We start from the raw sequence: 24,202 nt of genomic DNA on the forward strand, positions 1-24,202 counted from the left end.
CCCGGCTGCGGGATGCTGGGGTCATGACCTCGCACCCCTCCGCCGGCCGTGCAGCCGTTCCCGCCTCCCCCGCCCCCGTCCACGTGGTCTTCGACCTCGACGGGACGCTGGTCGACAGCGAGCCGAACTACTACGAGGCGGGGCGGCGGCTGCTCGCCCGGTACGGGGTGCGGGACTTCGGCTGGGAGGAGCACACCCGGTTCATCGGGATCGGCACCCGCGAGACCCTGACCGCCCTGCGCGCGGAGTACGGGATCGACGCCCCGGTCGACGAACTGCTCGCCGGGAAGAACGCCCTGTATCTGGAGCTCGCCGGGGCCTCGACGGACGTCTTCCCGCAGATGCGGGCGTTCGTGGAACGCCTGCACGCCGCCGGGGTGCCGATGGCGGTGGCCTCCGGATCGTCCCGGGCCGCGATCGGTGCGGTGCTCACGGTCACCGGGCTGGACGCGTACATCCCGCTGTACGTCTCCGCCGAGGAGGTCCCCCGCGGCAAGCCCGAGCCGGACGTGTTCCTGGAGACGGCACGCAGGATGGGGGCGGAACCCGCCGACTGCGTGGTGCTGGAGGACGCCCCGCCGGGGGCGGCGGCCGCGCACGCGGCGGGCATGCGGTGCATCGCCGTGCCCTACGTGCCGAAGACCGCGTCCGACCCGGCCTTCGAGGCCGCCGACCTGCTGTTCACGGGCGGGCAGTCCGCGTTCACGGCCGAGGCCGCGTACACCTGGCTGATCGGCTGACCCGGGCCGGTGGCAGCCGCGCCGGGCCCCGGGGGTGTGCCGGTCCGTCAGCCGTGCCCGGCGAAGGGGCCGTCGGGGGCATCCGGGGTCCCCGGACGGATATCCTGATCATGTCGTTCGCCCCACCGCCCCGGACACCGCAGGCCCCAGGTGGGCCGACAGCCGGTACGGGCCGCCCTTCGAGATAGGTGTACAGGTGCTGGTAGCTGGTCGGTACCGATTGGTGTCCCCCATCGGGCGTGGCGGCATGGGCGAGGTCTGGCGCGCCACGGACGAGGTGCTGGGCCGGGCCGTGGCCGTGAAACTGCTGCTCGGGGACCAGGCGGACGCCTCGTCGACCGCCCGCTTCCGGCTGGAGGCACAGACCGCTGCCCGGCTGAGCCACCCGCACCTGGTGGCCGTGTTCGACTTCGGCGCCTGGGAGGACCGGTTCTTCCTGGTGATGGAGCTGGTCGAGGGGCAGAGCCTCGGGGACCTGCTGGCCGCCCAGGAACGCGTCCACCCCGAGCAGGTCGCGCAGATCGCGGGGCAGGCGGCCGCCGGGCTCGCCGCCGCGCACCGGCAGGGCATCGTCCACCGGGACATCAAACCGGGCAACCTGATGCTGGACGCGGACGGTTCGGTGAAGATCGGCGACTTCGGCATCGCCCAGTTCGTCGACGATCCCTCGACCGCTCTAACGACGGCCGGTCAGATCGTGGGCACCAGCCTCTACTTGGCCCCCGAGCGCGCCCTCGGCCGCACCGCCGACTCCGCCTCCGACATGTACTCCCTGGGCTGCGTCATCTACCAACTGCTGGCCGGACACCCGCCGTTCCGCTCCGACACAGCGACCGCGACGCTCTATCAGCACGTCGACACCCCGCCGGTCCCGCTGCGGCAGCGGGGCGTGGAGATCTCCGCCGCCTTCGACGCGTATCTCCTGGGTCTGCTGGCCAAGCAGCCCGAGGAGCGGCCCACCGCACAGCAGGTCTCCGACTGGTTCCGCACCGAAGCCTGGCGGGGGCGGCCCGAGCCCCTCCCGATGCAGACACCCGCGTCCCACCGCGCCTCCGGCCCGGCCCCCGCACCCTCGACGTCCCTCCCGGCGGCACCGCCCGCCGCCCCCGTCGGCCCCACGACATACCGGCTGCCGCAGCCGACGGGCCGAAGGCGCAACACCTCATCCCGGTCCGTCCCCGCCCGCCGCCGCAGCACGCGCGAGGCGATCCGTCGCCGCCCGAGGGTGGCCAGCGCCATCGCGGGGACGGCGACGTTCCTGGCCGCCGTGTATCTGGGGATGATCCTCTTCTCCCCGGACTCCAGCTCCGCCGGCACGCCGGACCCGTCGCCGACGTCCTCCGGCCCGGCGGAGAACGTCAGCGACGGCGGCAACGGCGATGACGGTGGCAACGGCGGCGAACAGCAGCCGGGCCAGGAGCGGGATCAGCAACAGGACCAGCCGGGCGGCCGACAGGGCAGCGACCCGAACCAGGGCCGAGATCAGGATACGAACCAGAACGACGAGCGGGACGACGACGAGGACGAGGACGACGAGCGGGACGACTGACTCCCGCTCGTCGCACGGCTGTTCGGCGGCGGCCCGTTCAGCGGCGGTCGTTCAGAGGCAGCCGCTCACCATCGGCCGTGCACGTCCGCGCGGACAGACCGGTCGTACAGCTCCCGTACGGCGTCCAGCGTGCTCTGCGGCAGCTGCGGCAGGGATGCGGCCGCCGCGTTGGCCCGCGCCTGTTCGGACGAGCGCGCGCCGGGGATGACGGTGGTCACGCCGGGCTGCTGGATGATCCAGCGCAGCGCGGCCTGGGCCGGGGTGGCACCCTCTGGGGCGAGCTCGGCGAACTCGGCGGCAGCGGCGAGACCGGTCGCGTAGTCGACACCGGAGAACGTCTCGCCCTGGTCGAAGGCCTCGCCGTGGCGGTTGTACGTACGGTGGTCCTCGGGCGCGAAGACGGTGTCCTTGGTGTACCTGCCGGAGAGCAGACCGGAGGCCAGCGGGACCCTCGCGATGATCCCGACGCCCGCGGCGGCCGCCGCCGGGAGCACCTCGTCCAGGGGCTTGAGCCGGAACGGGTTCAGGATGATCTGCACGCTCGCGACGCCGGGGCGCGCGATGGCCGTGAGGGCCTCGGCGCAGGTCTCCACGCTCACCGCGTAGGCCGCGATCCGCTGCTCGGCGACCAGGGTGTCCAGCGCGTCGTAGACCGCGTCGGAGGAGTAGACGCCGGTGGGCGGACAGTGCAGCTGCACGAGGTCGAGCGTGTCGGTGCCCAGGTTGGCCCGGGAACGGTCGTTCCAGGCGCGGAAGTTGTCCAGGACGTAGTTCTCCGGCACCTGTTCGGCGCGCCGGCCCATCTTGGTGGCGACGAAGACGTCCGCGTCGGGACGGCTCGTGAGGTAGCGGCCGATGAGCTGTTCGCTCCGGCCGTCTCCGTACATGTCCGCCGTGTCGAAGAAGGTGACGCCGGATTCGACCGACGCGTCGAGGATGTCGAGGGCGTCGCTCTCCGCGACCTCGCCCCAGTCGGCCCCCAGCTGCCAGGTGCCCAGTCCGACGGCCGACACGTCACGGCCGGTCCTGCCCAGTGTGCGTTGCTCCATGAAGATCATGCTATTCCGCTCGGCCCCGCAGCGGCAGGGGTGGCGGGCAGCCGCGGGAGCGAACAGCGGCAGGAGCACCGCTGCCGCCGCCCACGGCGGAGCCGGCCGGAGCGTCGAACCGGTCCTCGAAGACGACGGCCTGCGCCACCGGCCCTCACGGCACAGTCGTTGCGCATATGCACCTGAAGGCAGCGGGGTCCGACGCGCGATTCCCCCGGGACGGCGGCAGAGTGGAGACACGCACCTGTGACACGTCCAGGCCGACGGAGGGAGCAGGCGGTGGGGACGGAGAGCGACGAGACGGCACGGCCGCATTTCGTCGTGCAGATCCATGACGCACGCCGTATGCACTTCGACTTCCGGCTGGAGGTCGACGGCGTACTCAAGTCGTGGGCGGTGCCCCGCGGCCCCTCGGAGAACCCCAGCGACCGCCGGCTCGCCGTGCCCACGGAGGATCATCCGCTGGAGTACCGCGAGTTCGAGGGGGTCATTCCCCGGGGCGAGTCCGGCAGTGGCACGGTCATCGTCTGGGACCAGGGAACCTACCGGCCGCTCGGACACGACGGGCAGGGCGGCTCCGTCCCCTTCGCCGAGTCGCTCGGCCTCGGGCATGCGACGTTCTGGTTGTACGGGAAGAAGCTGCACGGGGAGTTCGCGCTCACCCGCATCCGGAAGGGCGACGAGCCGGACAGCGGCGGCCACGAGGCCTGGCTGCTGATCAAGGCCAACGACCGGCTCGCCGTACGCGGCAGACCCGGCTCACCGGACCCGTACCACGCCCGGTCCGCCCGTACGGGACGCACGCTGCACCAGGTCGCGGCGGCGGCGCGGGGAGACGCGGGCTGAGCTGAGGGCTGTCCCGTGATCCCTGGCGGGCGCAGGACGACAGCCACGGCAGCCGGCCGCGTTGTCGGAACGCCCGGACACGTCTCCTATGCGGACGCCCCTCCGCCGTGCGATACGCCGCATCTGACGCCGCGTGCTGGTCCGCCAGGGATGACGGGACAGCCCTCAGGGCCCGTCGCGCCGATCAGGGCCGGGGCCCGAGTCCGTGATCTCGGTGAGGACGTCGGTGTAGAGCGACCGCCGGTCGGGCCGGGCGTGCGCCTCGGCCCGGCGCAGGACGGGAACCGCGGTCGCCCCGAACCCGGCGACAGCCTCCCGGGCCGCACCCCGGACCACGGGCCTGGCATGGCCGAGGAGCCGGACGAGGTCCGGCAGCGCCGGTTCCCAGGCGGCGCGGCTGAGCGTCCGGACGGCCATGCGCACCACGTCCGGCAGCGGGTCGGACAGCAGGAGCCCGGTGAGCCGGGCGTGGGTGGCCCGGTCGAACAGGGCCCGCGAGGTCCGGTGGGCGTGGAGCCGGACCCCGGCACGCGGGTGGCGGAGCAGCTCCTCGACCAGCTCGCGCAGGGCCTCGTCCGGTTCCGCCCCGGGCGGCGGTGCGTGCTCCTCGACGAGGCGGGTGAGCGTACGGCGGGTCTGCTCGGGCGTTCCCGTACGGGCGAGGTCGAGCAGCTCCGGCAGTGACGGGCGGGGCGCCACAACCGCCGGGGCGGAGGCCGGGGCGCGCAGGACGTCCAGCACGGTGGCGTCCTCGCTGTCGGTCCCGGGTGCGCGCAACGGACCGTCGACGAGCCTGAGGCCGTCTGCGACGCTGTCGCGGCCTTCGGCGCGCAGTCGGCCCAGGGCCCGGGTCAGCGTCGGGGTCCGAAGCAGGGGGCGACCGGTCAGCAGGTCCACGAGCCCGAGTTCGCCCGCGTCGATACGGGGTGCCAGCAGATGGGCGAGGGCGTCCGCGGGTACCCGCCGCAACGCGGTGCGGGCGGTCTCTCGCACGGCGGGCGGGCCGTGTTCCCACCACTTCAGGAGCAGGGGGACGAGCGGAGGCAGGTCGTCCTCGGGGAGCAGGCCCGTCCAGCGGAGGGCCCGTTCGGGCAGTACCACCTCAGCGGCCAGGACCTGGTCGGCGGTCTGCCCCGCAAGATGGGCCTGCCCCGCGCGAGCCGCCAGCCCGAGCAGGTCGGCGGGGAGGAGGTCGACGCGACCGTGCAGGAAAGCCCGGAGCAGGGCGAGCGACACCTCCGGCTCGGGCCAGGTCCGCAGGGCCCGCACGGCGGTGTTCCGGCGTTCCGGCTCCGGGGCCTCCAGCATGGCCAGCAAGCGGGCTCGCTGCGCGGCCGACCGGGGCTGGTCGAGATCGTCCGCCCGCACCGGACGCGGTGGCGCGGCGGCGGCCCGTACCACCGTCCTGGTCTCAGCGACGTTCCACGGCGGCGCGTCGAGCGGCTGGAGCTCGGCCATCCAGTCGACGAGCGGCCCCCGTACGTCCGGTCCGGCCGCCGGGTACGCGGTGACGAGGGCGGCCAGCAGATCCCTGGACCCGGCCGCACCGCTGGTGCCGCGCCCCCGGAGCTCCGCCAGCGCCCCGGGCGTCCGTACCGCTTCCCTCAACTCCGCACGCCACGCCTCCGATACGCCGCCCCCGGCGTCCTTCTCCGGCGCCGCTCCGGACACCTCCCGCGGTCCCGGTACGCCGAACGCCTCACCGAGCACGGCGGGCGCGGCCTGCCAGGGGTCGGCGCCCAGGTGGGCGGAGTCCAGGGCCCGGTCGAGATCGGCGCGGACCAGCACCGCGCCCAGCTCCCGGAGCAGGGTCAGGGTGGCAGCGGCCGTCAGCGCCGGGGCCCCGTACCCGTCGGGCGCTTCACCAGCACCGGGCGGCAGGGTACGCAGCCCCTCGACGACCATGAAGCGCTGGACACCGGACAACTCCGGCGCGACGGCGTGCAGTACGCCGGTCAGCTCCCCCGCGAACGATGCCTCGCCGACCCCCGTCGCCTCGTCGAACGCGTCGGCCACCGTGCCGGCGTACCGGGCGAGGAGCGCCGTCTCGTCGGCGGACCAGGGCGCCGGGCACAGGCGCAGCGCGCACCGCAGGAGACGGCTTGGGAGTCCGGCCTCGCGGGTGCTCTCGGCCAGGGCGAGCCACTTCTCCAACTGCGCCCGAGCTCGCGGGTGTTCGCGTACAGCGGCGGCCGTCACGTCGGTGAGCTCCGGGGGCGTGGCCCGACGGGCGATCCGCAGGGCGAGCGCCGGGTCCCAGCCCGACCGCAGCAGGGTCGCGACCTCCGGATCGGGCACGCACGGTGACGGGTTCGGGGCGACCGGGGGCGCCGGAACGCCGTGCCGGGCCAGTGGTTCCGACAGGTCCTCGACGGAACCGTCGGCGAGGCGGACGCCGCCGTCCGCCACGAGCGTCAGGAGGAGGGGGACGACCGGCGAAGCCTGCGCGTCGAGGGCGAGCACCGCACGCGCGGTCAGCTCGCCGTCGAGCGCGCTCAGCAGCAGGCGGCGGCCGCGCGCCTCCGTGCCCGCCTCGGCGGCGGCGAGGAGGGTGGCGGCGTAGGCACGGCCCACGACGGCCCGCAGCGCCCGGGTCAGCGCGGCCCGCAGTCCCGGATTGTCGTCGCGGCCGAGCCGTCCGAGGATACGGGGGACGGAGGCTGGTGCGCCCGCGTGGACCAGTGTCGCCGCCGCCGTCTTCCTGACGTTCATGTTCGGGTGGTCGAGGCACGCGGCGACCGCCTCGCCCGCCCAGACCGCCCGCGCCGCGCCGAGGGCCAGCAGGGCCTGTCGTACGGTCCGGATGTCCGGGTCGGCCGTCAGGGGGACGAGCGTCGCCGACAGGGCCCGGGCGTCGCGTCCCGAAGTGTCATGGGCCAGCAGGGCGATGACGTGCTTGCGCACCTGCGGGTCGCGACTGCGCAGCAGCCGGTGCACGCGGGCGCGGGTGGCGGGGGTGGCGGCGGTCTGCGTCAACGCCTTGAGCAGCACGGCCTGTTCGCCGCCGGAGAGACCCGGGCGCTCCAGCAGGTCGAGCAGCGTCGTGGACAGCAGAGCGTGGCCCGCTGCGGTGCCGTCGGTGGTGCCCAGCAGGCAGACGGGCCTGATCCGTGCACGTCCGCGGAGTCGGCGGCCGAGGGCCCGCACGGCGCTCAACGCCTCCTGCGGCAGCTCCGGTTCGGGGCCGGGCTCCCGGGGCGCGGCGAGATCGCGCACGATGCGCAGGATCAGGTCGGCGACGAGGGGCAGTGTTCGTCTTCCGGCGTTCCCCGCGATCCGGCACAGTGCGCCCACCGGGTCGTCGACGTCCACCCGGGAGCGCAGAACGGCCAGTTCCCGTTCGTCCGGGGCCCCGAGGTCGGCCTCGACGGCTCCCGGGAGGTTCTTGGGGTCGAGCCGCGAGAGGAGCCGCCGCCGCTGGACGGGCTCGTCGGTGAGGTGCCAGAGGAGTTCCAGGGCCCGGTCGCGTACGGGGCGCAGCTCGGGTGCGATGGCGGGCACGGGCGCACCGGCGGGGGCGGCACCGGGGACCGCCGTCGGGTCCGCCACGCCCAGGCCCTGAGCGAGCGCCTCCCGCGTACGGGCTCCGCCGATGGCCTCCAGCGCGGCCAGTGCGGCGCCGGGCGCCCTCGGCAGCAGGGCGAGCACGGCCTCCTCGGCGTCCGGCGGGCGCAGAGCACGGATCGCGTCGAGAAACGGGCCCGCGGCCGGAGCGGCGGGAAGGAGCCGGGTGACCGCCTCACCGATCGGCACGTCGGTGGCGCCCTGCCCCGCCAGCGCGACGAGCAGCTCCAGACGGCGCGGCCAGTCCGGGGCGGTGGGCGGTGCGTCCACGAGGGCGTCGAACAGGTACCGGCGGCAGGTGTACAGGACCGTGGCGACATCGTCCGCCGGGAGCGTGTGGTCCCCCAGGGCCAGGGCGAGAAGCGGCCGGACGTCCGGGCCGGTGGGGAAGTGGCCGCGCCGGTGCAGTCCGAGCAGAGCGGTCAGTACGGGCCCCGCGAGCAGCAGGGGGTCCGGCTCGGCTACCGCCAACAGGCGTCCAGTGTCCGTGCGTTCGGCCGAATCGCCCAGCAGTTCCAGCGCCCGTCGGCGCAGGGCGGGGGGTGAGGCCGCGTCCTCCGCCGTCCTCCACAGCAGCTCCTGATGGCCGTGGCGGGCCGCCGCGAAGAGAGCGGCGTCGGCGACCGCCGCGCCCCCTTCCCTCCTCCCCGGCGTCCCCGGCCCGCCCGCCAGGCGGGACAGCGGCAGCAGTTCCAGGGGCGTCACCGCCGCCCAGGGCTCGGCGAGTTCGCGCAGCGCCCCGGTGACGACCTCGCCGTCGGGCGCGTCGAGCAGCCGGATCAGATGAGCGCGGGCGGACGCGGGCGCGAGCAGCCCGGCGTGCAGCCCTTCCCGGGCCAGCCGCAGCGCCTCGGTCCCCAGGACCGGGTCCCGGCTGCCGATGAGTTCGGCCACGAGCCGGTCAAGCCGGTCGGGCCGGTGCACGACGGCGGCGGCGATCGCGCCGACGGCCCGGTACAGGAGTTCGCCCGGCGGTTCCGTACGGACGGCGGCCGGGTCACCGAGGAGTTCGGCCCGCAGCCAGGCGATCCGTACCCGCGCGGGCAGCTCCGCCGTACGCCAGTCCGGCAGCCGGTGTCCCGGCCGCTGCGCGCCGAGCCGCGAGTGGAGCTCCGCGAGCAGCAGGGACTCCTCGGGGGACGCGCCCGGCGATGCGGGCAACAGGCGCGCCAGGACATCCTGTTGATCCGCCCCGCCGCCCCCTGCCGCCGGGGTGGCCGTGCGTTCGGTGAGGAGCAGGAGGCCGAGGTGGCGCAGCCGGGGGGCCGGGTGCCGGAGCAGCCGGGCGAGCAGCTCCGGCGGGCAGGTCCGGGCGTCGAGGTGCCGGGCGAGGAGTCCGGCGTCGGCGCGGTCGAGGGCGTCGTCGATCAGCGCGTCCGGTGGGGTGGCCATCCGGGGATCGTAGACGGGCGGTCGGGTCTCCCACCCCCTGGGCCGGGGATCGTGGACGGGCGGTCCGGTCTCCCACCCCCTGGGCCGGGTATCGCGAACGGACGGTCCGGTCTCCCACCCCCTGGGCCGGGTATCGCTGCCGCCCGTCCTGGTCGATGATGTGGCCCGGGGCCCCACCGCCCCGGCAGGAGCAACGGCCGCGGAAGGAAGGGACTGTGATGCGGGATCTCTCACCACCGGACCTGGCGACGACGGACGTACGGGAGGTGTCCCGCTCGGGGGAGGACGCCCTGGTGATCGTGGTGGGGGCGGGACCGGCGGGCTCGTCGGCGGCCTACCACCTGGCCCGGGCCGGGGTCGACGTGATCCTGCTGGAGAAGGCCCGCTTCCCCCGGGAGAAGGTGTGCGGCGACGGTCTGACCCCGCACGCGGTGCATCAGCTGATCCGGATGGGCGTCGACGTCTCCGCGCCGGGCTGGACGCGTTCGCGCGGTATGCGCTGGGTCGCCGGGGAGCACCGGGTGCACATCGACTGGCCCGCGCTGGGCCGCTACCCGGACTTCGGTCTCTCCCGCAGCCGGCACGACTTCGACGACATTCTCGCGCGGCACGCCGTGGCGGCCGGGGCCCGGCTGTACAGCGGCTGGAAGGCGGAGCGGCCGCTGACCGACCGGGCGGGCCGGGTCATCGGGGTCGCCGCGACTTCGGACTCCCCGGACCTGCCGGAACCGGTCGACTTCCGCGCGCCGGTCGTCGTCGCCGCCGACGGGGCCTCCGCGCGGCTCGCCCTGGCGATGGGCCTGGAGCGGGACCCCCGGCGGCAGATCGCGACTGCGGCCCGCCGTTACTACCGCAGCCCGGAGCGCTCCCAGGAGGACTATCTGGAGCTGTGGGCCGACCTTCGCTTCCCGGACGGCGGCCCGTATCTTCCGGGGTACGGCTGGATCTTCCCGGTGGGCGACGGCCGGGTCAACGTCGGGCTCGGGGCGCTCCCCCACCGGCGGCACGGCAAGGCGGACCTGCGCGCCACGCTGGACCAGTGGCTGGCCCGTACCCCCGAGGAGTGGGGGCTGCGCGAGGAGAACGCGGAGGGCCCGGTCCGCAGCGCCGCGCTCCCCCTCGGCTTCAACCGGCATCCGCTGTACGCGCGGGGGCTGCTGCTCGTCGGTGACTCAGGCGGAATGGTCAGCCCCTGGAACGGTGAGGGCATCGCCCAGGCCATGGAGGCGGGCGAGGTCGCCGCCGAGAGCGCGGCGCTGGCCCTGGCCCATCCCGAGGGCCCGCGCCGCGAACAGGTGCTGCGCGGCTACCCGGTGGAGATGAACCGCCGCTGGGGCCGCTACTACCGGCTGGGCAACACCGCCGCCGACCTGGTCTTCAGCCGGTCGGGCTTCCAGCCGGTGCTCAACCGGTACGTCATGGGCTCGCCGTTTCTCCTCAACACACTGGCCCGGCTGCTCACCAACCTCACGGACACGCCCTCGCGCGATGTCGTCGACCATCTGCTCAACACCGCGTTCCGCCTGGTCCCGTCCCCGAAGCCGGGCGCTCGCGGCAGCGGCGCGCGTTCACGCTGACGGGCCCGGCCCCTTCCTCCCCCCTCGGGGCACGGCGTGCGCCCTCGATCGGCCCTCGCGGCACGACGCGGAACGGGCGGTCGCGCGCGGCCCATGCCCCGGCCCCCCGGAATCGTGTCCGGGCGGCTCAGGAGAGGAGCCCGGCGAAGTACTCCCGGTCCCGTACGTCCTCGGGTCGCACGGCGTCGTATCCGTGCAGCGGCCACAGCGGGCGTCCGTCGATCCACGGCACGAGCAAGGGGCGCTCCGCGTCGTCCGGCAGGGCGCCCGTCCGGCCGCCGTCCGCCGTCGGCGTGCCGTCGACGTCCCCGTACAGCTCCGCGACGCCGGTGGGGGCGGGCAGGCCACGCCACGGCTTGCGTGACGTGCCCGGCGGGAATACCTCCAGGGAGCTTTCCGCCTGCGCCTCCGGGCCGCCGTCCAGCGGGAAGAAGATCAGGACCAACGTGTCGTCGTGGCTGCGCAGCAGGGCGTACCGCTTGCGTACGGGTCCGGGGTGGCGGGCCGCACGGACCAGTCCGCGGACGTTCGGTATCCCGTGGCGCAGGGCGCGGTAGCCCAGCCGTACGGCATTGCAGGCCGCGAGGCCGCCGACCAGCAGGAGTGCCGGTTCGTCCAGCCACCACCACAAGGCGGTCGCGGCCAGCGAAAGGGCCAGGGAGCGCAGGGTGTCGAGCGTCGCCGAGAGCGCCAGCAGCGGCCCGATCCGCCACCAGGGCCTCTCCCGGGCTCCGGGTGGGAGGGGCGGCAGTGGTTCCGTGACGTCCGGGGCCCGGCGCTCGGCCGCCGCGGACATCACCGCGCAGGAGAGGTCGGGGCCCTGTTCCGCCGGGGCGCCTTTGACCAGGGACACACGAGGGCGCGGCGGCGTCACGAGGGAGGCGTGGGCCGGGCGGTGCGCGAAGGAACGGCGGTCCCGCATCCGGCGTACGACGCGGATGGCGCCGCCGATCAGGGAGCCGAGGATCAGCAGCACGCCCGCCAGGAACACCACGTCGTTCACCTCGTTGGCCGGGGTGCCCTCCCAGTCGGCGTTGTACAGGTCGCCCTTCCACGGGCCGTAGGACACCACCCAGCCGACCTCCCAGTCGTGCAGGATCGGGGCCCGGTCGGGATCGCAGCTGAACGGGCCCTCCCGCCGCTCGCCGCTCCAGGGGTCGGCCCAGCGCACGGTGCAGTCGCCGTCGGCCGACTCGCTGATCACGGTCAGCTCGGCCTTCGGGTCGTCCATGGCCGCCAGGGACGCGGCGATGCCCAGCCCCAGGACCGCACAGCCCACGAGCAGGACCCAGCGCCAGCACGGCCGCCGGCGTGGCACCGCCGCCGGGGCCCTGAGCTCGGCTGTACCCGGCCCCGCCTGCGGCCGCTGTCCGGGGATCCGCTCAGGGTCGGGGCGGCCGTCGATGCCCGTCTCCCGCGCCCACGCGATGAGCCGGCTCCCCTTGGCACCGGTCTCCGGGCGGGCCCAGAACAGGCCTTCCCCGCCGGGCCGTGACACGACACCGCCGCGCACCGGGTCGCCGCACCACCACAGGATGCCGTCCCACCCGGTTTCGGCGAGGCGGGCGTTGGCCTGCGCGACGACGGCGCCGAGGCACACGAGGTCACCGGTGCGGGGGTCGCGGAGCACCAGGCGCGGTGCGCCGGTCATGGCCGAGATCGTCGACCGGGCGACGCAGGCCGTCCAGGGGGCCGCGGACAGCCGCCCTTGCATGCGGCGGGCGTTGAAGACGAGGACCAGGCCGACGAGGAGAGCGATGAGGCCCGCCACGGACAGCCACGCCGCGAGCGGCATGGCCCAGCCCGGACGGGCTCCGCCGCTCCCCGCCAGGAGGACCGCCGCCGGACCGGCCACGAGAGCCCCGCCCCCGGCAGCACACCATGTGCCCGCCCGTCTCCGGTAGCGGGCGACGGCTCTCGCGGTGGCCGGGAGAGCGATCGCCGTCCCCTCCCGCTCCTTCGTGGAACTCACGCGCGCCCTGCCTCTCCACCGGCCCGCCGACAGGCCTGAACTGCTGATATGACCGCTGATAGGACCGCCAGTATCGCCTCCGCCCGGTGGGAGGCGGACAGCGGTGCCCGCAGACCGACCCGGATCAGTCGGTACGAGTACGGGACGCGGGTGCGAGTGCGGTGGCCGTGTGCTCCACCGGGGCCGCCGCCAGGGCTCGTTCGAGGTCGTCCAGGGCCCGGCGGGCCGCGGCGACGCGTTCGCGCAGCACGATGGCGTCGGCGTTGGGCAGGGGTGCGTCGGCCGGGGCGGGGCGGGCGGGCTCCGGTGATTCCGCCGGCTCCTCCATCGAACGGGCCTCGTCGAGCGAGGTGATGACGACCCCGATCAGGACGTTGACCAGGACGAAAGAGGCGAACAGGACGTACGAGGCGTAGTAGAGGATGCTCCACCGGGAGATCTCCAGGCCCGCGCGCACCGCGTCGCCCAGTCCGTCCAGGGTCATCAGCAGGAACAGGGTGAGGATCGCGCGGCCCAGGGAGCCGAAGTGTTCCGGGTCGCTGTCGGAGAAGCAGATCCAGCCGACCATGGCGTAGAGGTAGAGCAGCAGACCGCCGACGAGCAGGAAGCTGACGGTGCCGGGAAGGCTTCTGCCGACCGCGACCAGGACGACGCGCAGCTGGGGCAGGAAGCGTGCCGCACGCAGCACCCGGGCGAGGCGCAGGAGGCGCAGCACGGTGCCGTTCTCGCGGAGGAACGGCAGGAAGGCGAAGAGGACGACGGTGAGGTCGAAGAGGTTCCACGGGTCGCGGAAGAAGGCCGCGGGCCGTTCGGCGTGGGCTCCCGCGCGTAACAGGATCTCCACGGTGAACGCGGCGAGGAAGCTGTACTCGACCGTGCGCAGGGCCAGATGCCACCGCTCGGCCAGTCCGGAGTACGTCTCGACGCCGAGGACCGCCGCGTTCGCGAGGATGAGGCAGAAGACCAGGGCGGCGAACCAGCGGGCTTCCGTGATCTCCCTGCACCGCCCGGCGACCGCCCGCCGCCGGCGCGGGGTATGCGCCGCTGGGTCCGTCATCCTGCTTCCCTGGTCGTCCGCGGCCACCGAACACGACTGGCCTGAAAGGAGGTTGCTCCGGGCAGCCTGATCATGGAACCCGCGAACGGATACTCTACAGGCCTGTAGATTGCCTACCGACGCAGATCGCACGAGAGAAAGCAGCAGCCATGTTGGGGTTCGGTGAGCTCACCCTTCTTCTTCTCGTGATCGTGGTGGTCCTGAGCATCAAAAGGCTGCCGGACCTGATGCGTTCGGCCGGCAAGGCCGCGCGCATCCTCAAGAGCGAGAAGCGGGCCCTCAAGGACCAGGACGCCCCGCACACCGACCCGCAGAGCGTCCCGCAGGCCGGGGCGGCGCCCGGTGGGGCGGCCCCGGACGACGACGCCCGGCCGTCCCCTCGCGTGATCCGCGGGGAGGCGACCGAGCGCAAGGACCTGTAGCCGCTCGCGGCCCTGGGGGTCCCTCAGGCGGCCGTCGGCGGGTGCAGCAGGCGGGCGAGGAGATCGTCCAGGCTGACCAGTCCGGTAAGCCTGCCCTCCGCGTCGCGGACCACGGCGATCGTGGCGCGCCGATCGCGCAGCTGCTCCACGGCGTGGGCGGCGGTCTCCTCCGGTGCCAGCTCCGGGACCGGGCGGGCCAGGTCGCGGGCGAGGACGGCCCGGCCGCCGGCGCGGGCGACCAGGGCGTCGCGGGCGTGCACTGATCCGAGGATCCGTTCCCCGTCCCGTACCAGCAGGCGGGTGCGGTCGGCCTCGGCCGCGGTGGCCAGGATCCGGTCGAGTCCGGCGTCCGCGGGGACGGTCGCGATCCGTTCGGCGGGGATCTGGAGGGTGGACACCGGGGCCTGCGGCTCGGTCAGGGACCGGGTCATCAGCCCGGAGTCGCCCTTGCTGATCAGGCCGAGCCGCTCGGACTCCTCGATGAGGTGGGTGAGCTGGTCCCGGTTGTGCACCGAGGTGAGTTCGTCGCGCGGGGTCACCTTGCAGAGCCGTACCAGGGCGTTGCTGATCGCGTTCAGCAGCCGGATCAGCGGGCGTACGGCGTTGACCAGCGCGCGGAAGGGCGGGCTCAGGAGCATCGCGGAGCGCTCCGGGTGGGCGATGGCCCAGGACTTGGGTGCCATTTCGCCGACGACCATGTGCAGGAAGACGACGACCATCATCGCCAGCGCGAAGGCGATGCCGTAGCTGAGGGCGGCGGGCAGTCCGAGCCGCTCCAGCAGCGGGTCCAGCTCGTGCGAGATCGCGGGCTTGGACACGGAGCCGAGGCCCAGGGTGCAGATGGTGATGCCGAGCTGGGCACCCGCGAGCATCAGGGACAGCTCGCGCATTCCGGCGAGCGCCGCCTTCGCCCCGCGCTGCCCCCGGGCGGCGGCCTGTTCCATGCGGTGGCGCTTGGAGGCGACCAGGGCGAACTCGGCGGCGACGAAGAATCCGCTGCCGATCAGCAGCAGGACGGTCACGAAGAGGGCCAGGGGGAAACTCATGCCTGCGGCTCCTGTTCGGTGCGTCCGGTGCCTTGGGTGCTTTCGATGCGGACGTACTCGGCGACGTGCCGGTCGAGCGTGCGGACCTCGATCCGGGCGGTGCCGGTGGTGAGCCGGTCCCCCACCGTCGGGAAGCGGCCGAGCCGGTCGATGATCAGTCCGGCCAGGGTGTCGTAGTCGTCGCTCTCCTGGGGCAGTTCGACGCCGGTGGCCTCCTGGATCTCGTCGGGGCGGCGCCCCGCGTCGACGATCCAGCCGGTCCCGTCGGCCACCGCGAGTTCGACGACGGTGTCGCTCTCGTCCGCGATGTCCCCGACGAGCTCCTCGGCGATGTCCTCGTAGGTGACGATCCCGGCGAGGCCGCCGTGCTCGTCCAGGACGACGGCGAACTCGTCGTCACGCTCCCGCATCTGCGCGACGGCCGCGGGGAGTCTCAGAAGCTCGGGCAGCAGGAGGGGGCGGCGTGCCAGGGTGCCCACGGTGGTGCGGCCGACGTCGGCGGTCGAGAGGCGCATCAACTCCCGTACGCCCAGGACTCCGGCGGGGTCGTCGGGGTGGTCCCCGAGCACGGGGTAGTTGGAGTGTCCGTGGCGGGCGATCAGCTCGACGGCCTCGGCGGCCATGGCGTCCCGGCGGACGAAGGCGACATCGGCGCGCGGGATCATCACCTCGCCGAGGGTGCGCTCGGAGAACTCCAGGGCGTGGTCGATCAGCTCGGCGGTCGCGGCGGGCAGCTGGCCCTGCTCGTGGGACTCGCCGATCAGATGGCCGAGCTCCTCCAGCGTGGCGCCGTGGTGGAGCTCCTCGACGGGTTCGATGCCGATCCGACGCAGCAGCCGGTTGGCGGCGCTGTCGAAGACGCGGATCACCGGGCCGACGGCTCGGAGGTAGATCAGGGTGGAGGCGGCCAGGGACTTCGCCATCCGCTCGGGGATGGCGAGGGCGAGGTTCTTCGGGGCGAGTTCGCCCAGGACCATCTGGATGACGGTCGCCACCACGAAGGAGAGCGCCACGGAGATGCCCGACACCACTCCGTCGGGCACACCTGTGCCGCTCAGGGCGGGCCGCAGCAGGGTGGAGACGGACGGTTCGGCGAGGAAGCCGACGATCAGCCCCGTGACGGTGATGCCCAGCTGCGCGCCGGACAGCATGAACGAGAGCCGTTCCAGGACGTTCACGGCGCGGGCGGCCCGCTTGTCACCCGCCGCGGCCTCCCGGGAGAGGGTGAGGCGGTCGGCGGAGACGTAGGCGAACTCCTGGGCGACGAAGTAGCCGGTCCCGGCGGTGAGGACGAAGACGGCCAGGAGGCCGAGCAGCGCGGCGGTCATCGGGCACTCGCCCCACAGGAGCGGTGGCCCACCCGGTCCGGGGCCGCGGTGGCGGACCGGGCGCGGTGGAAGTCAGGCCCCGAAGGGCGGAGGTCAGGCCCCGAAGGGCCCGGACTGGCATACAACGCATGGCTCCTGTCCGGCTGGGGGTCCAGCCAATGTATGGAGGGGCAGCGCCCGCTCCGCCGCTGCCGGTGCGTTTCCGGCGGCGCCCACGATGGGACTGCGGTCCACGAACTCTACAGCGGAGTAGACCGGAGATCGGGGCGGCCTCCGTGGCGAGAACCTTTCGGTGCCGGGCACGGCCGGGAACTGACCGGCCGCCCTCCGCGGTTGTGCTGTCGGCCCCGACCGGGGCCACCCGCCGTCAAGGCGGGGCGACATGCTCCCAGGAGGCAGCAGTGGCCCAGATCGACCTGGACAAGGTGCTCGACAAGGCTTACGCGGACAAGGACCTCAGCACGATTCTGGCGGCCCCGGTCTCGGCGCTGAAGGGCGTCTCGGACCGCGACGGCGAGCTGCTCCAGGAGGCGTTCAACGTCAAGACGGTGGCAGATCTGGCCAACCTGAAGTACGCCCGCTGGGCCCAGGCCCTCGCCGCGCTCGACGTCGGCCGGGCCTGACGGGCTCCGGTGCGGCCCACCGGGCTCCTCCGGCGGGCCGCACCGCGCCTCTCCCAAGGGCTGTCCCGCGATCCCTGGTGGATCAGCGCGCGGCGTCAGATGCGGCGCATCGCAAGGCGGAGGGACGCCCGCATACTGGATGTATGCGGACGTTGCGACAACGCGGCAAGGTGCCGTAGCTGTCGTTGCGCGCCCGCCAGGGATCGCGGGACAGCCCTTAGAGAGGTGTCGCCGCTTCCAGGACGAGGAACAGCGCCACGGCCGCGTTGAGCGCCGACAGTGCCGAGACGGTCGTCCCGGCCGCGGCGACGAACGCGGCGGCCCCGGCCGGGGTGAGGGCGGGCGGCCATCCCCGGTCCGGCGGCACGGGACCGAGTAGCGCGGCCACCCGGCGGGGCACCGGTCCCGTCGCGGCGAACGCGGCGAAGGCCGGGCGGCCGGGGGCCGGACGGGAGACGAGAGCCGCCTTGCCGACCGCGCGAGCGGTCAGCCTGCGGTCGCCCGTGACCCGGGCCGCCTCCTCGTCCGCCCAGCGCTCCGTGCTGTAGACCAGGGCCGCGATCAGGGGCCGCAGGAGGGGGTTGACGCATCCAGCCAGCCGGGTCGCGAGCAGCAGCCGGTGGTGACGCCCCGCCAGGTGGGCCTGCTCGTGGGCGAACAGCGCCCGGCGCTCCGCCGGCTCCAGGGAGGCGAGCATCGCGGTGGAGACCAGCACCCGACCCGGGGAACCGGGAAGCGCGTAGGCGTACGGCACGTCATCGGGGAGCACGGCGAGGTCGCCGCCCGGCAGACCTGCCAGCGCCCGGTGCGCCCGGGCCCGGAAGAGGTAGTGGCGGTGGACGGTGAAACCGCAGGACACGGCCACGGCGACGAGCGCGACGATGGCGGCCTTGCCCGCGAACGCGTCGTGGGGCACGGCGTCGCGGACCTCGTCGTCGGACCAGCCGTCGGGCAGCGGATTGCCGGGCAGCTGGGCCGTGCCGACGACCACCAGCAGCCCGAGGCAGACCAGGCTGCAAGAGGCGAGGATCACGGCGGCGGTGGCCAGCAGCCGCGCGGCCCTGCGGGGGTGGAGGTGCTGTTCGGCGAGCCGCGCGATCGGCAGGGCGGTCAGCGGGAGAACGAGAGGCAGGAAGACGAAGACACCCATCGTCAGCGCTCCGGCCGGTCCGTGGGCGCGTGGGGGTGGCCGGGACCGCTCTCGGCGAGCAGGGACCGCAGCAGCTCCTCGTCGTGGGAGGACAGGACGGAGACGAAGCTGGAGAGCACCGCGTCGCGGTCGCTCTGCTTGTCGAGCAGTCGGCGCATGCGCAGCGCGGCGAGGCCCGCCTCGTTCGCCACGGGCTGCCACAGGACGGGGCGTTTGGGCCCGGTGCGGGTGACCGCCTGCTTGGCGTGCAGCCGGGTGAGGATGGTGATGACCGTGCTGTACGACAGGCCGCCGCCGAGCCGTTCCAGCACCCAGGCCGCGTTCACCGGCTCGCTGGCCTCGCCCAGCACCGACAGCACCTGGGCCTCCAGCTCGCCCTGGCCCCGTCTGCGGACAGGCACTTCCCGCTCGCCACCGGCTCCTTCGGCTTCCACGGCCCGACCCCCTGTTTCCGTCCGGCCCGGTTCCGGCCGTTCACCGGCCGGGCATCGGGAAATCGTATCCAGCCACCGGGAGGAGCGGCCACCGGCCGGGAGCGGCGGGAATCGTCCGTCTTCCGGCACGGCAAATCTACAGTGCTGTAGATTTGACCACCCGTCACCGTACAAGGGAGAACATCATGGGCGTGAGTCTGGCCAAGGGCGGAAATGTCTCGCTGAGCAAGGAAGCCCCCGGTCTGACCGCGATCCTCGTCGGTCTCGGCTGGGACGTCCGCACCACGACCGGCACGGACTACGACCTGGACGCGAGCGCGCTGCTCTGCGACGAGGCCGGCAAGGTCCTGTCGAACGAGCACTTCATCTTCTACAACAACCTGAAGAGCCCCGACGGCTCGGTCGAGCACACCGGGGACAACCTCACCGGTGAGGGCGAGGGCGACGACGAGATCGTCAAGGTCGACCTCTCCGCGGTGCCCGCGACCGTCGCGAAGATCGTGTTCCCGGTCTCCATCCACGAGGCGGAGGGCCGCGGGCAGAGCTTCGGCCAGGTCCGCAACGCCTACATCCGCGTGGTGAACCAGGCGGGCGGCGCGGAGATCGCCCGCTACGACCTGAGCGAGGACGCCTCCACCGAGACCGCCATGGTCTTCGGCGAGCTGTACCGGCACGGCGCGGAGTGGAAGTTCCGTGCGGTCGGGCAGGGTTACGCCTCCGGGCTCAGCGGCATCGTCGCCGACTTCGGGGTCAGTCTCTGAGCCGCCGGGCTCCGGACACGCACACCACACGAAGTCCAGCAACACAGGCATCAGCACCAGGTACCGAAGGCGGAACCATGACGATCAACCTCACCAAGGGCCAGCAGGTCAGTCTCACCAAGTCCGGCGGCGGCGAACTCGGCGTCGTGCGGATGGGTCTGGGCTGGAAGTCCGCTCCCCGCAAGGGGTTCCTGGCCCGGCTGACCGCCCGCGACATCGATCTGGACGCCTCGGCGGTGCTCTTCGCGGGCGGTCAGCCGCAGGACGTGGTCTTCTTCCAGCACCTGACCAGCGATGACGGTTCGGTCCAGCACACCGGGGACAACCGGGTGGGCGGGGCGGGCGAGGGCGGCGACGACGAGTCCATCGTCGTCGACCTGCGGCGTGTGCCCGCCCATGTGGACCAGATCGTCTTCACGGTGAACTCGTTCACCGGCCAGACCTTCGAGGAGGTCGAGGCCGCCTTCTGCCGGCTGGTCGACGAGAGCAACGGGCAGGAGCTGGCCCGCTACACCCTGACCGGGGGCGGACGGCACACCGCGCAGATCATGGCCAAGGTCCAGCGGGCGGGCGCGGGCTGGCAGATGACCGCCATCGGAGCGGCGGCGGACGGGCGCACGTTCCAGGACCTCATGCCCGCGGTTGCACAGCACCTGTAGTTCCACCGGCTTCACCGCGCCGGCCCGGAGGGCAGCCACCGGGCCGGCGCACCGCTGTACAGCGACGTATCGATGTATCGACTGAGGGACAGTATGCGCAGGCCTTCCCGGTCCGGGGACTTCGAGGACGAGGACAGATCCGACTACACGAGCGCGCTCGACGAGGTCATCAACGGTCCCGAGATCCAGCGGCTGCTCGAACGGTCAGGAGTGCCCGTCGGCCGGCTTCGCACCCTGGCCCTGGAGGCCGCCCCACGCACGGCTGCCGCCGCGGACACCGAGTACCGCCGTTACGCGGTCCTGCGGCAGGAGGCCCTGGGCGCCCGGCACGGCGTCAGGGCGGCGCCGCTGTCCGGGCCGGGTGACCAGGAGCGGCCGGGGGCCGGGGTGCTGGCGGTGCTCGGGGTGCTGACGCCGGTGCTCGCCGCCGTCGCCGCGGCCACGTTCCTGCTCCTCGGTTACGCGCTGCGCTTCGCCGAGAGCCTGCCCGCGCTGTCCGGCACCCTCGTCGGCGTCGGCTGGATCAGCCTTTCGGTCGCGGCGGCCGCGTCCCTGATCAGCATCGTCGCCCTCTACCGCACGGCGGCGAGGCAGTCTGCGGACGGGCCGTCGGCCGCTCCCGTCCGGGCGGACGCCCTGGACCGTGCCCGCGAAGCCTGGCTGGACGCCCTGCGGGACAAGGGCATCCGGCCGTTCCTCGTCGGGAAGTTGACCGAGGCGGCCCCCTCCCCGTACCTCCCCGACACCCGCCGCTGACCAGTCGCGTCAGGAGACGGCGACCGCCACATCGGCGGGTGCTCCGCCACCCGGTGTGCGCGAGCTACGGCGGGCCGCCTCGACCAGGGCCGTCATGACCCGGGTGTCCTCGCCCATCTCCGGGTGCCACTGGACGCCGAGCACCAGGCTTTCGTGGCCGGGGAGCTCCAGGGCCTCCACCGTTCCGTCCGGGGCGTGGGCGGAGGGAGTCAGGCCCGCGCCCAGGCGGTCGACCGCCTGGTGGTGGTACGCGGGCACCACGGCCGTCTCCGGTACGGCGTCCGCGTACGCCGTACCGGGTACCGGGGTCACCGGGTGGCGGCCGAAGACGCCGGGGCCGCCGGTGTGGTCGTCGAGGTGCTGGTGCAGGGTGCCGCCGCGGGCGACGTTCAGCAGCTGCATACCGCGGCAGATGCCGAGCAGCGGGACCCGCTGCTCGATCGCGGCCCCGATCAGGGCCAGTTCCCAGGCGTCGCGTTCGCGGGCCGGGGGGCCGGTACGGGGGTCGGGGGCCGCACCGTAACGGGCCGGTTCGACGTCCGCGCCGCCCGCGATGACCAGTCCGTCCAGGGCCGCGACGGTCTCCCGGGCCGCGTCCGCCGCGTCATCGGGCGGGAGCAGGACCGCGAGGCCGCCCGCCGCCCGGACGAGGCGCGGATAAGCGGCGGGCAGCAGCACCGCGGGCATCTCCCACACACCCCAGCGGGCCGGGTCCTGGTAGGTGCTGATGCCGATGACGGGCCGGGACATGGAACGTACTCCTTCGGGTCGGGGGGATCGCGTCGACGGCCGCAAGGGTGCGGACGGGTTCAGTGGCGGGCGAGTTCCGCCTCGGCCGCCGCGAGGGCGGCGAACTCCTCCTCCGGGGCTCCGGCGACCAGGCGGTGGCGGCTGTAGAAGGCGAAGTAGGCGAGCGCCACCGCGTACACACCGAGCGCGATGAAGGCCGCGTCGCGGTCCACCAGGAAGGTCGCCACCAGCGCCGAGCATGCCAGAACGAAGGCGACCGAGGAGGTGCGGGCGCCGCCGGGGGTGCGGTAGGGGCGCGGCAGGTCCGGTTCGCGGCGGCGCAGCACGATATGGGAGAGGGCCATGAGGGCGTAGCTGATGGTGGCGCCGAAGACGGCGACGTTCAGCATCCGGCCGCCGTTGCCGCTCCAGGCGGCGAGCGTGAACCCGATGACTCCGGGGATCAGCAGCCCGAGGTAGGGGGACTTGCGGTGGTTGGTCAGGGAGAGGAAGCGGGGGAGGTAGCCCGCCCGGGAGAGGGCGAACAGCTGACGGGAGCCCGCGAAGATCAGGGAGAAGAAGGAGGCGACCAGGCCCGCGAGGCCCGCGTAGTTGACAAAGCGGCTCAGGACGGTCGGCTCGCCGCTGCCCTGGAGCGCGACCACCAGCGGGTTCCCGGCCTCCTTGATGGCGTTGGCGCCCTGGGCGCCGGTGGCGGAGACGAAGGTGATGAGGGCGAGGAAGACCAGCACGGCGAGCGAGATGGCCAGAGCCTTCGGCATCGAGCGGACCGGGTCCTTGGCCTCCTCGGCCGCGAGCGGCACGCCCTCCACGCCGAGGAAGAACCACATGCCGAAGGGGAAGGCGGCCCAGATGCCGAGGAGTCCGTACGGCAGCCACGAGGAGGAGCCGAAGGCGGAGGCGTCCGCCGGGATGTCGTTGAGGCGTCCCGCGTCGAACTCGGTGAACGCGCCGACGGCGAAGATGAGGAGGGCCGCCACCGCGATGGCGGTCACCACCAGGCTGAAGCGCAGTGCCTCGCCGACGCCCCAGAGGTGGATGCCGATGAAGATCGCGAAACAGGCGAGGTAGACGGGCCAGCCGGAGGTGAGCCCGAACAGGCCGAGCGACTCGACGTAGTCGCCGATGAAGAGGGAGATGGCGGCCGGGGCGAGGATGTACTCGATGAGGATGGCCGTGCCGGTGAGGAAGCCGCCCCAGGTGCCGAGCGCGCGCCGGGCGAATCCGTAACCGCCGCCCGCCGTGGGGAGGATGGCGGAGAGTTCGGCCAGGGCGAAGACGAGGCAGGCGTACATGACGCCCATGAGGAGTGTGGCGACGGCGAGTCCGCCGAAGCCTCCCTTGGAGAGGCCGATGTTCCAGCCGGAGAAGTCGCCGGAGACGACATAGGCGACGCCGAGCCCGGTCAGCAGCAGCCACCCGGCGCTGCCCCGGCGCAGGGTCCGGCGGTGGAGATACGCGGTGGTGCCGGAGGCGTCGGCCGTTCCCGTACTCGCGTCGCCGGGTGGACCTGCGGGTGTTTCGGTTTCCTGAGCCATCAGGTGCTCCAGATGTGTGTCGACTTCACCGGTGGAACTGCGTCGATCAAAGGTTCGTCGGCACACCTTTGTGGAACATCGGGACGCATGGCAAGGGGCGTGCGTTAAAGAGCGGTTACGGATTCGCTTCCCGGGTCTCAGGCCAGGAAGCCGCGCAGCAGCGCCGCCGTACCGCCGCAGTGCTCGCGCATCATCTCGCGGGCCGCCTCCGCGTCCCGGTCGAGCACCGCCTCGACGACGGCCGCGTGCTGCTGCTGGGAGTGCTCCAGGTTGCGCACCAGCAGGGGGATGCAGTCGAGCAGTTCGTTGAGGGTCGCCCGGACGGAGGCGTACTGGGCGGCGAGGGTGCGGGAGCCGGAGAGCTCGGCGAGGGTGAGGTGGAGCAGGGTGTCCTGACGGCGGTAGTCGTCCAGCCGGGCGCCCTGGGTGGCTTCCAGGGCCGCCCGCAGCCGGGCTACCCCGTCCGCCGCGAGGCCGTCGGCGCAGAGCCCGGCGGCCCCGGTCTCCAGGACCTCGCGGAAGCGCAGGGTGTCCTCCACGTCGACGGCCGCCACCCGGCGCCGCAGTTCGTCGCTGCCGTCGGCGCCACTGGTGCGCGGCAGGACGAACGTCCCGCCGTAGCGGCCGCGCCGGCTCTCCACCATGCCCTGGTCCTGGAGGACCTTGAGCACCTCGCGCAGGGTCACCCGGCTGACACCCAGGTGCTGGGCGAGTTCGCGCTCGGCGGGCAGCCGGCCGCCGGGCGGGACGAGGCCGAGGCGGAGCAGTTGCAGGACCTGCTCAAGGGTCTCCTCGAAGCCGTTGCCCGCGCGCACGGGCCGCAGGACGGAGGCCAGCGGGCCGGAGCCGCCCTTGGCCGCTCCCCCGCCCGCCACCGCTCCGCCGGCACCGGGAGCGCCCTCCTCGACCGCCGGACGGGTGCCGTCGCTTCTCCTTCTGGTGACCACTGACGAATCCCCTTCCCAAGCAATGGTTCTCTGTCATACCTT

The 24,202-nt window shown here is 73.6% G+C and carries 20 protein-coding genes; 9 read left to right on the forward strand and 11 right to left on the reverse strand.

Annotated features, from left to right (window positions below):
• Window positions 1-23 precede the first annotated feature (23 nt).
• Together RI138_RS01950 and RI138_RS01955 are read left to right on the forward strand one after the other, a co-directional pair.
• The gene (locus RI138_RS01950; RefSeq protein ID WP_311118500.1) at window positions 24-740 is read left to right on the forward strand and encodes an HAD family hydrolase; all 717 of its coding nucleotides are present in this window, start codon (window positions 24-26) and stop codon (window positions 738-740) included.
• 247 nt (window positions 741-987) lie between these two features.
• Entirely contained in the window at window positions 988-2,289 is a 1,302-nt protein-coding gene (locus tag RI138_RS01955; protein ID WP_311122786.1) for a serine/threonine-protein kinase, read from the forward strand.
• 65 nt (window positions 2,290-2,354) lie between these two features.
• Here the strand turns inward: RI138_RS01955 and RI138_RS01960 are convergent, their stop codons facing one another.
• The gene (locus RI138_RS01960) at window positions 2,355-3,347 is read right to left on the reverse strand and encodes an aldo/keto reductase (protein WP_311118501.1); all 993 of its coding nucleotides are present in this window, start codon (window positions 3,345-3,347) and stop codon (window positions 2,355-2,357) included.
• A gap of 336 nt (window positions 3,348-3,683) precedes the next feature.
• On the opposite strand from RI138_RS01960, the gene RI138_RS01965 reads away from it, so the two are divergent.
• A complete protein-coding gene (locus tag RI138_RS01965) occupies window positions 3,684-4,184 on the forward strand; it encodes a DNA polymerase ligase N-terminal domain-containing protein (RefSeq protein ID WP_398864189.1) in 501 nt (166 codons plus the stop codon).
• A gap of 165 nt (window positions 4,185-4,349) precedes the next feature.
• Here the strand turns inward: RI138_RS01965 and RI138_RS01970 are convergent, their stop codons facing one another.
• Window positions 4,350-9,140 carry a HEAT repeat domain-containing protein gene (locus RI138_RS01970; RefSeq protein WP_311118503.1) on the reverse strand — a complete coding sequence of 1,597 codons (4,791 nt, stop codon included), beginning with the start codon at window positions 9,138-9,140 and terminating at the stop codon, window positions 4,350-4,352.
• Window positions 9,141-9,358: 218 nt separating this feature from the next.
• On the opposite strand from RI138_RS01970, the gene RI138_RS01975 reads away from it, so the two are divergent.
• Window positions 9,359-10,717 (forward strand): geranylgeranyl reductase family protein, encoded by a 1,359-nt coding sequence (locus RI138_RS01975; protein ID WP_311118504.1) that lies wholly within the window; start codon window positions 9,359-9,361, stop codon window positions 10,715-10,717.
• A gap of 127 nt (window positions 10,718-10,844) precedes the next feature.
• Here RI138_RS01975 and RI138_RS01980 read toward each other — a convergent pair whose 3' ends face one another.
• Together RI138_RS01980 and RI138_RS01985 are read right to left on the reverse strand one after the other, a co-directional pair.
• Window positions 10,845-12,689: a hypothetical protein gene (locus RI138_RS01980; protein WP_311118505.1), complete on the reverse strand. Its 1,845-nt coding sequence runs from the start codon at window positions 12,687-12,689 to the stop codon at window positions 10,845-10,847.
• A gap of 124 nt (window positions 12,690-12,813) precedes the next feature.
• The gene (locus RI138_RS01985; protein ID WP_311118506.1) at window positions 12,814-13,746 is read right to left on the reverse strand and encodes an ion transporter; all 933 of its coding nucleotides are present in this window, start codon (window positions 13,744-13,746) and stop codon (window positions 12,814-12,816) included.
• Between the two features lie 149 nt (window positions 13,747-13,895).
• On the opposite strand from RI138_RS01985, the gene RI138_RS01990 reads away from it, so the two are divergent.
• Window positions 13,896-14,168, forward strand: a complete 273-nt coding sequence (locus tag RI138_RS01990; RefSeq protein ID WP_311118507.1) for a twin-arginine translocase TatA/TatE family subunit — start codon at window positions 13,896-13,898, stop codon at window positions 14,166-14,168.
• 23 nt (window positions 14,169-14,191) lie between these two features.
• Here the strand turns inward: RI138_RS01990 and RI138_RS01995 are convergent, their stop codons facing one another.
• A complete protein-coding gene (locus tag RI138_RS01995) occupies window positions 14,192-15,214 on the reverse strand; it encodes a hemolysin family protein (RefSeq protein WP_311118508.1) in 1,023 nt (340 codons plus the stop codon).
• Window positions 15,211-16,542: a hemolysin family protein gene (locus RI138_RS02000; protein ID WP_311118509.1), complete on the reverse strand. Its 1,332-nt coding sequence runs from the start codon at window positions 16,540-16,542 to the stop codon at window positions 15,211-15,213. The genes RI138_RS01995 and RI138_RS02000 overlap by 4 nt, the downstream gene beginning before the upstream one ends.
• Window positions 16,543-16,943: 401 nt before the next feature.
• On the opposite strand from RI138_RS02000, the gene RI138_RS02005 reads away from it, so the two are divergent.
• A complete protein-coding gene (locus RI138_RS02005) occupies window positions 16,944-17,165 on the forward strand; it encodes a hypothetical protein (protein WP_096628040.1) in 222 nt (73 codons plus the stop codon).
• A gap of 217 nt (window positions 17,166-17,382) precedes the next feature.
• Here RI138_RS02005 and RI138_RS02010 read toward each other — a convergent pair whose 3' ends face one another.
• Window positions 17,383-18,315 carry a M56 family metallopeptidase gene (locus tag RI138_RS02010; RefSeq protein WP_096628038.1) on the reverse strand — a complete coding sequence of 311 codons (933 nt, stop codon included), beginning with the start codon at window positions 18,313-18,315 and terminating at the stop codon, window positions 17,383-17,385.
• A 2-nt stretch (window positions 18,316-18,317) separates the two neighbouring features.
• Complete coding sequence (locus tag RI138_RS02015; protein WP_311118510.1) at window positions 18,318-18,749, reverse strand: BlaI/MecI/CopY family transcriptional regulator; 432 nt, start codon at window positions 18,747-18,749, stop codon at window positions 18,318-18,320.
• A 185-nt stretch (window positions 18,750-18,934) separates the two neighbouring features.
• Here RI138_RS02015 and RI138_RS02020 point away from each other — a divergent pair, with 185 nt between their 5' ends.
• From RI138_RS02020 to RI138_RS02030, 3 genes are all read left to right on the forward strand, one after another.
• Window positions 18,935-19,510 carry a TerD family protein gene (locus RI138_RS02020; protein WP_096628035.1) on the forward strand — a complete coding sequence of 192 codons (576 nt, stop codon included), beginning with the start codon at window positions 18,935-18,937 and terminating at the stop codon, window positions 19,508-19,510.
• 77 nt (window positions 19,511-19,587) lie between these two features.
• A complete protein-coding gene (locus RI138_RS02025) occupies window positions 19,588-20,169 on the forward strand; it encodes a TerD family protein (protein ID WP_096628034.1) in 582 nt (193 codons plus the stop codon).
• A 93-nt stretch (window positions 20,170-20,262) separates the two neighbouring features.
• The gene (locus RI138_RS02030) at window positions 20,263-20,925 is read left to right on the forward strand and encodes a hypothetical protein (protein ID WP_311118511.1); all 663 of its coding nucleotides are present in this window, start codon (window positions 20,263-20,265) and stop codon (window positions 20,923-20,925) included.
• Between the two features lie 9 nt (window positions 20,926-20,934).
• Here RI138_RS02030 and RI138_RS02035 read toward each other — a convergent pair whose 3' ends face one another.
• The 3 genes from RI138_RS02035 to RI138_RS02045 form a co-directional block, all read right to left on the reverse strand.
• The gene (locus RI138_RS02035; RefSeq protein ID WP_311118512.1) at window positions 20,935-21,675 is read right to left on the reverse strand and encodes a gamma-glutamyl-gamma-aminobutyrate hydrolase family protein; all 741 of its coding nucleotides are present in this window, start codon (window positions 21,673-21,675) and stop codon (window positions 20,935-20,937) included.
• A gap of 59 nt (window positions 21,676-21,734) precedes the next feature.
• Window positions 21,735-23,213: an ethanolamine permease gene (gene eat, locus RI138_RS02040; protein WP_311118513.1), complete on the reverse strand. Its 1,479-nt coding sequence runs from the start codon at window positions 23,211-23,213 to the stop codon at window positions 21,735-21,737.
• A 137-nt stretch (window positions 23,214-23,350) separates the two neighbouring features.
• Window positions 23,351-24,160, reverse strand: a complete 810-nt coding sequence (locus tag RI138_RS02045) for an FCD domain-containing protein (RefSeq protein WP_398862171.1) — start codon at window positions 24,158-24,160, stop codon at window positions 23,351-23,353.
• Window positions 24,161-24,202: the final 42 nt, after the last annotated feature.

Origin of the sequence: Streptomyces durocortorensis (assembly GCF_031760065.1) — a bacterium.
Taxonomy (GTDB): domain Bacteria; phylum Actinomycetota; class Actinomycetes; order Streptomycetales; family Streptomycetaceae; genus Streptomyces.

Bases quoted from the DNA above. Each gene is read 5' to 3' on its own strand.
- RI138_RS01950 (WP_311118500.1), top strand. From the start codon at position 24: ATGACCTCGCACCCCTCCGCCGGCCGTGCAGCCGTTCCCGCCTCCCCC.
- RI138_RS01955 (WP_311122786.1), top strand. From the start codon at position 988: ATGGGCGAGGTCTGGCGCGCCACGGACGAGGTGCTGGGCCGGGCCGTG.
- RI138_RS01960 (WP_311118501.1), bottom strand. From the start codon at position 3,347: ATGATCTTCATGGAGCAACGCACACTGGGCAGGACCGGCCGTGACGTG.
- RI138_RS01965 (WP_398864189.1), top strand. From the start codon at position 3,684: ATGCACTTCGACTTCCGGCTGGAGGTCGACGGCGTACTCAAGTCGTGG.
- RI138_RS01970 (WP_311118503.1), bottom strand. From the start codon at position 9,140: ATGGCCACCCCACCGGACGCGCTGATCGACGACGCCCTCGACCGCGCC.
- RI138_RS01975 (WP_311118504.1), top strand. From the start codon at position 9,359: ATGCGGGATCTCTCACCACCGGACCTGGCGACGACGGACGTACGGGAG.
- RI138_RS01985 (WP_311118506.1), bottom strand. From the start codon at position 13,746: ATGACGGACCCAGCGGCGCATACCCCGCGCCGGCGGCGGGCGGTCGCC.
- RI138_RS01990 (WP_311118507.1), top strand. From the start codon at position 13,896: ATGTTGGGGTTCGGTGAGCTCACCCTTCTTCTTCTCGTGATCGTGGTG.
- RI138_RS01995 (WP_311118508.1), bottom strand. From the start codon at position 15,214: ATGAGTTTCCCCCTGGCCCTCTTCGTGACCGTCCTGCTGCTGATCGGC.
- RI138_RS02000 (WP_311118509.1), bottom strand. From the start codon at position 16,542: ATGACCGCCGCGCTGCTCGGCCTCCTGGCCGTCTTCGTCCTCACCGCC.
- RI138_RS02010 (WP_096628038.1), bottom strand. From the start codon at position 18,315: ATGGGTGTCTTCGTCTTCCTGCCTCTCGTTCTCCCGCTGACCGCCCTG.
- RI138_RS02020 (WP_096628035.1), top strand. From the start codon at position 18,935: ATGGGCGTGAGTCTGGCCAAGGGCGGAAATGTCTCGCTGAGCAAGGAA.
- RI138_RS02025 (WP_096628034.1), top strand. From the start codon at position 19,588: ATGACGATCAACCTCACCAAGGGCCAGCAGGTCAGTCTCACCAAGTCC.
- RI138_RS02030 (WP_311118511.1), top strand. From the start codon at position 20,263: ATGCGCAGGCCTTCCCGGTCCGGGGACTTCGAGGACGAGGACAGATCC.
- RI138_RS02035 (WP_311118512.1), bottom strand. From the start codon at position 21,675: ATGTCCCGGCCCGTCATCGGCATCAGCACCTACCAGGACCCGGCCCGC.
- eat (WP_311118513.1), bottom strand. From the start codon at position 23,213: ATGGCTCAGGAAACCGAAACACCCGCAGGTCCACCCGGCGACGCGAGT.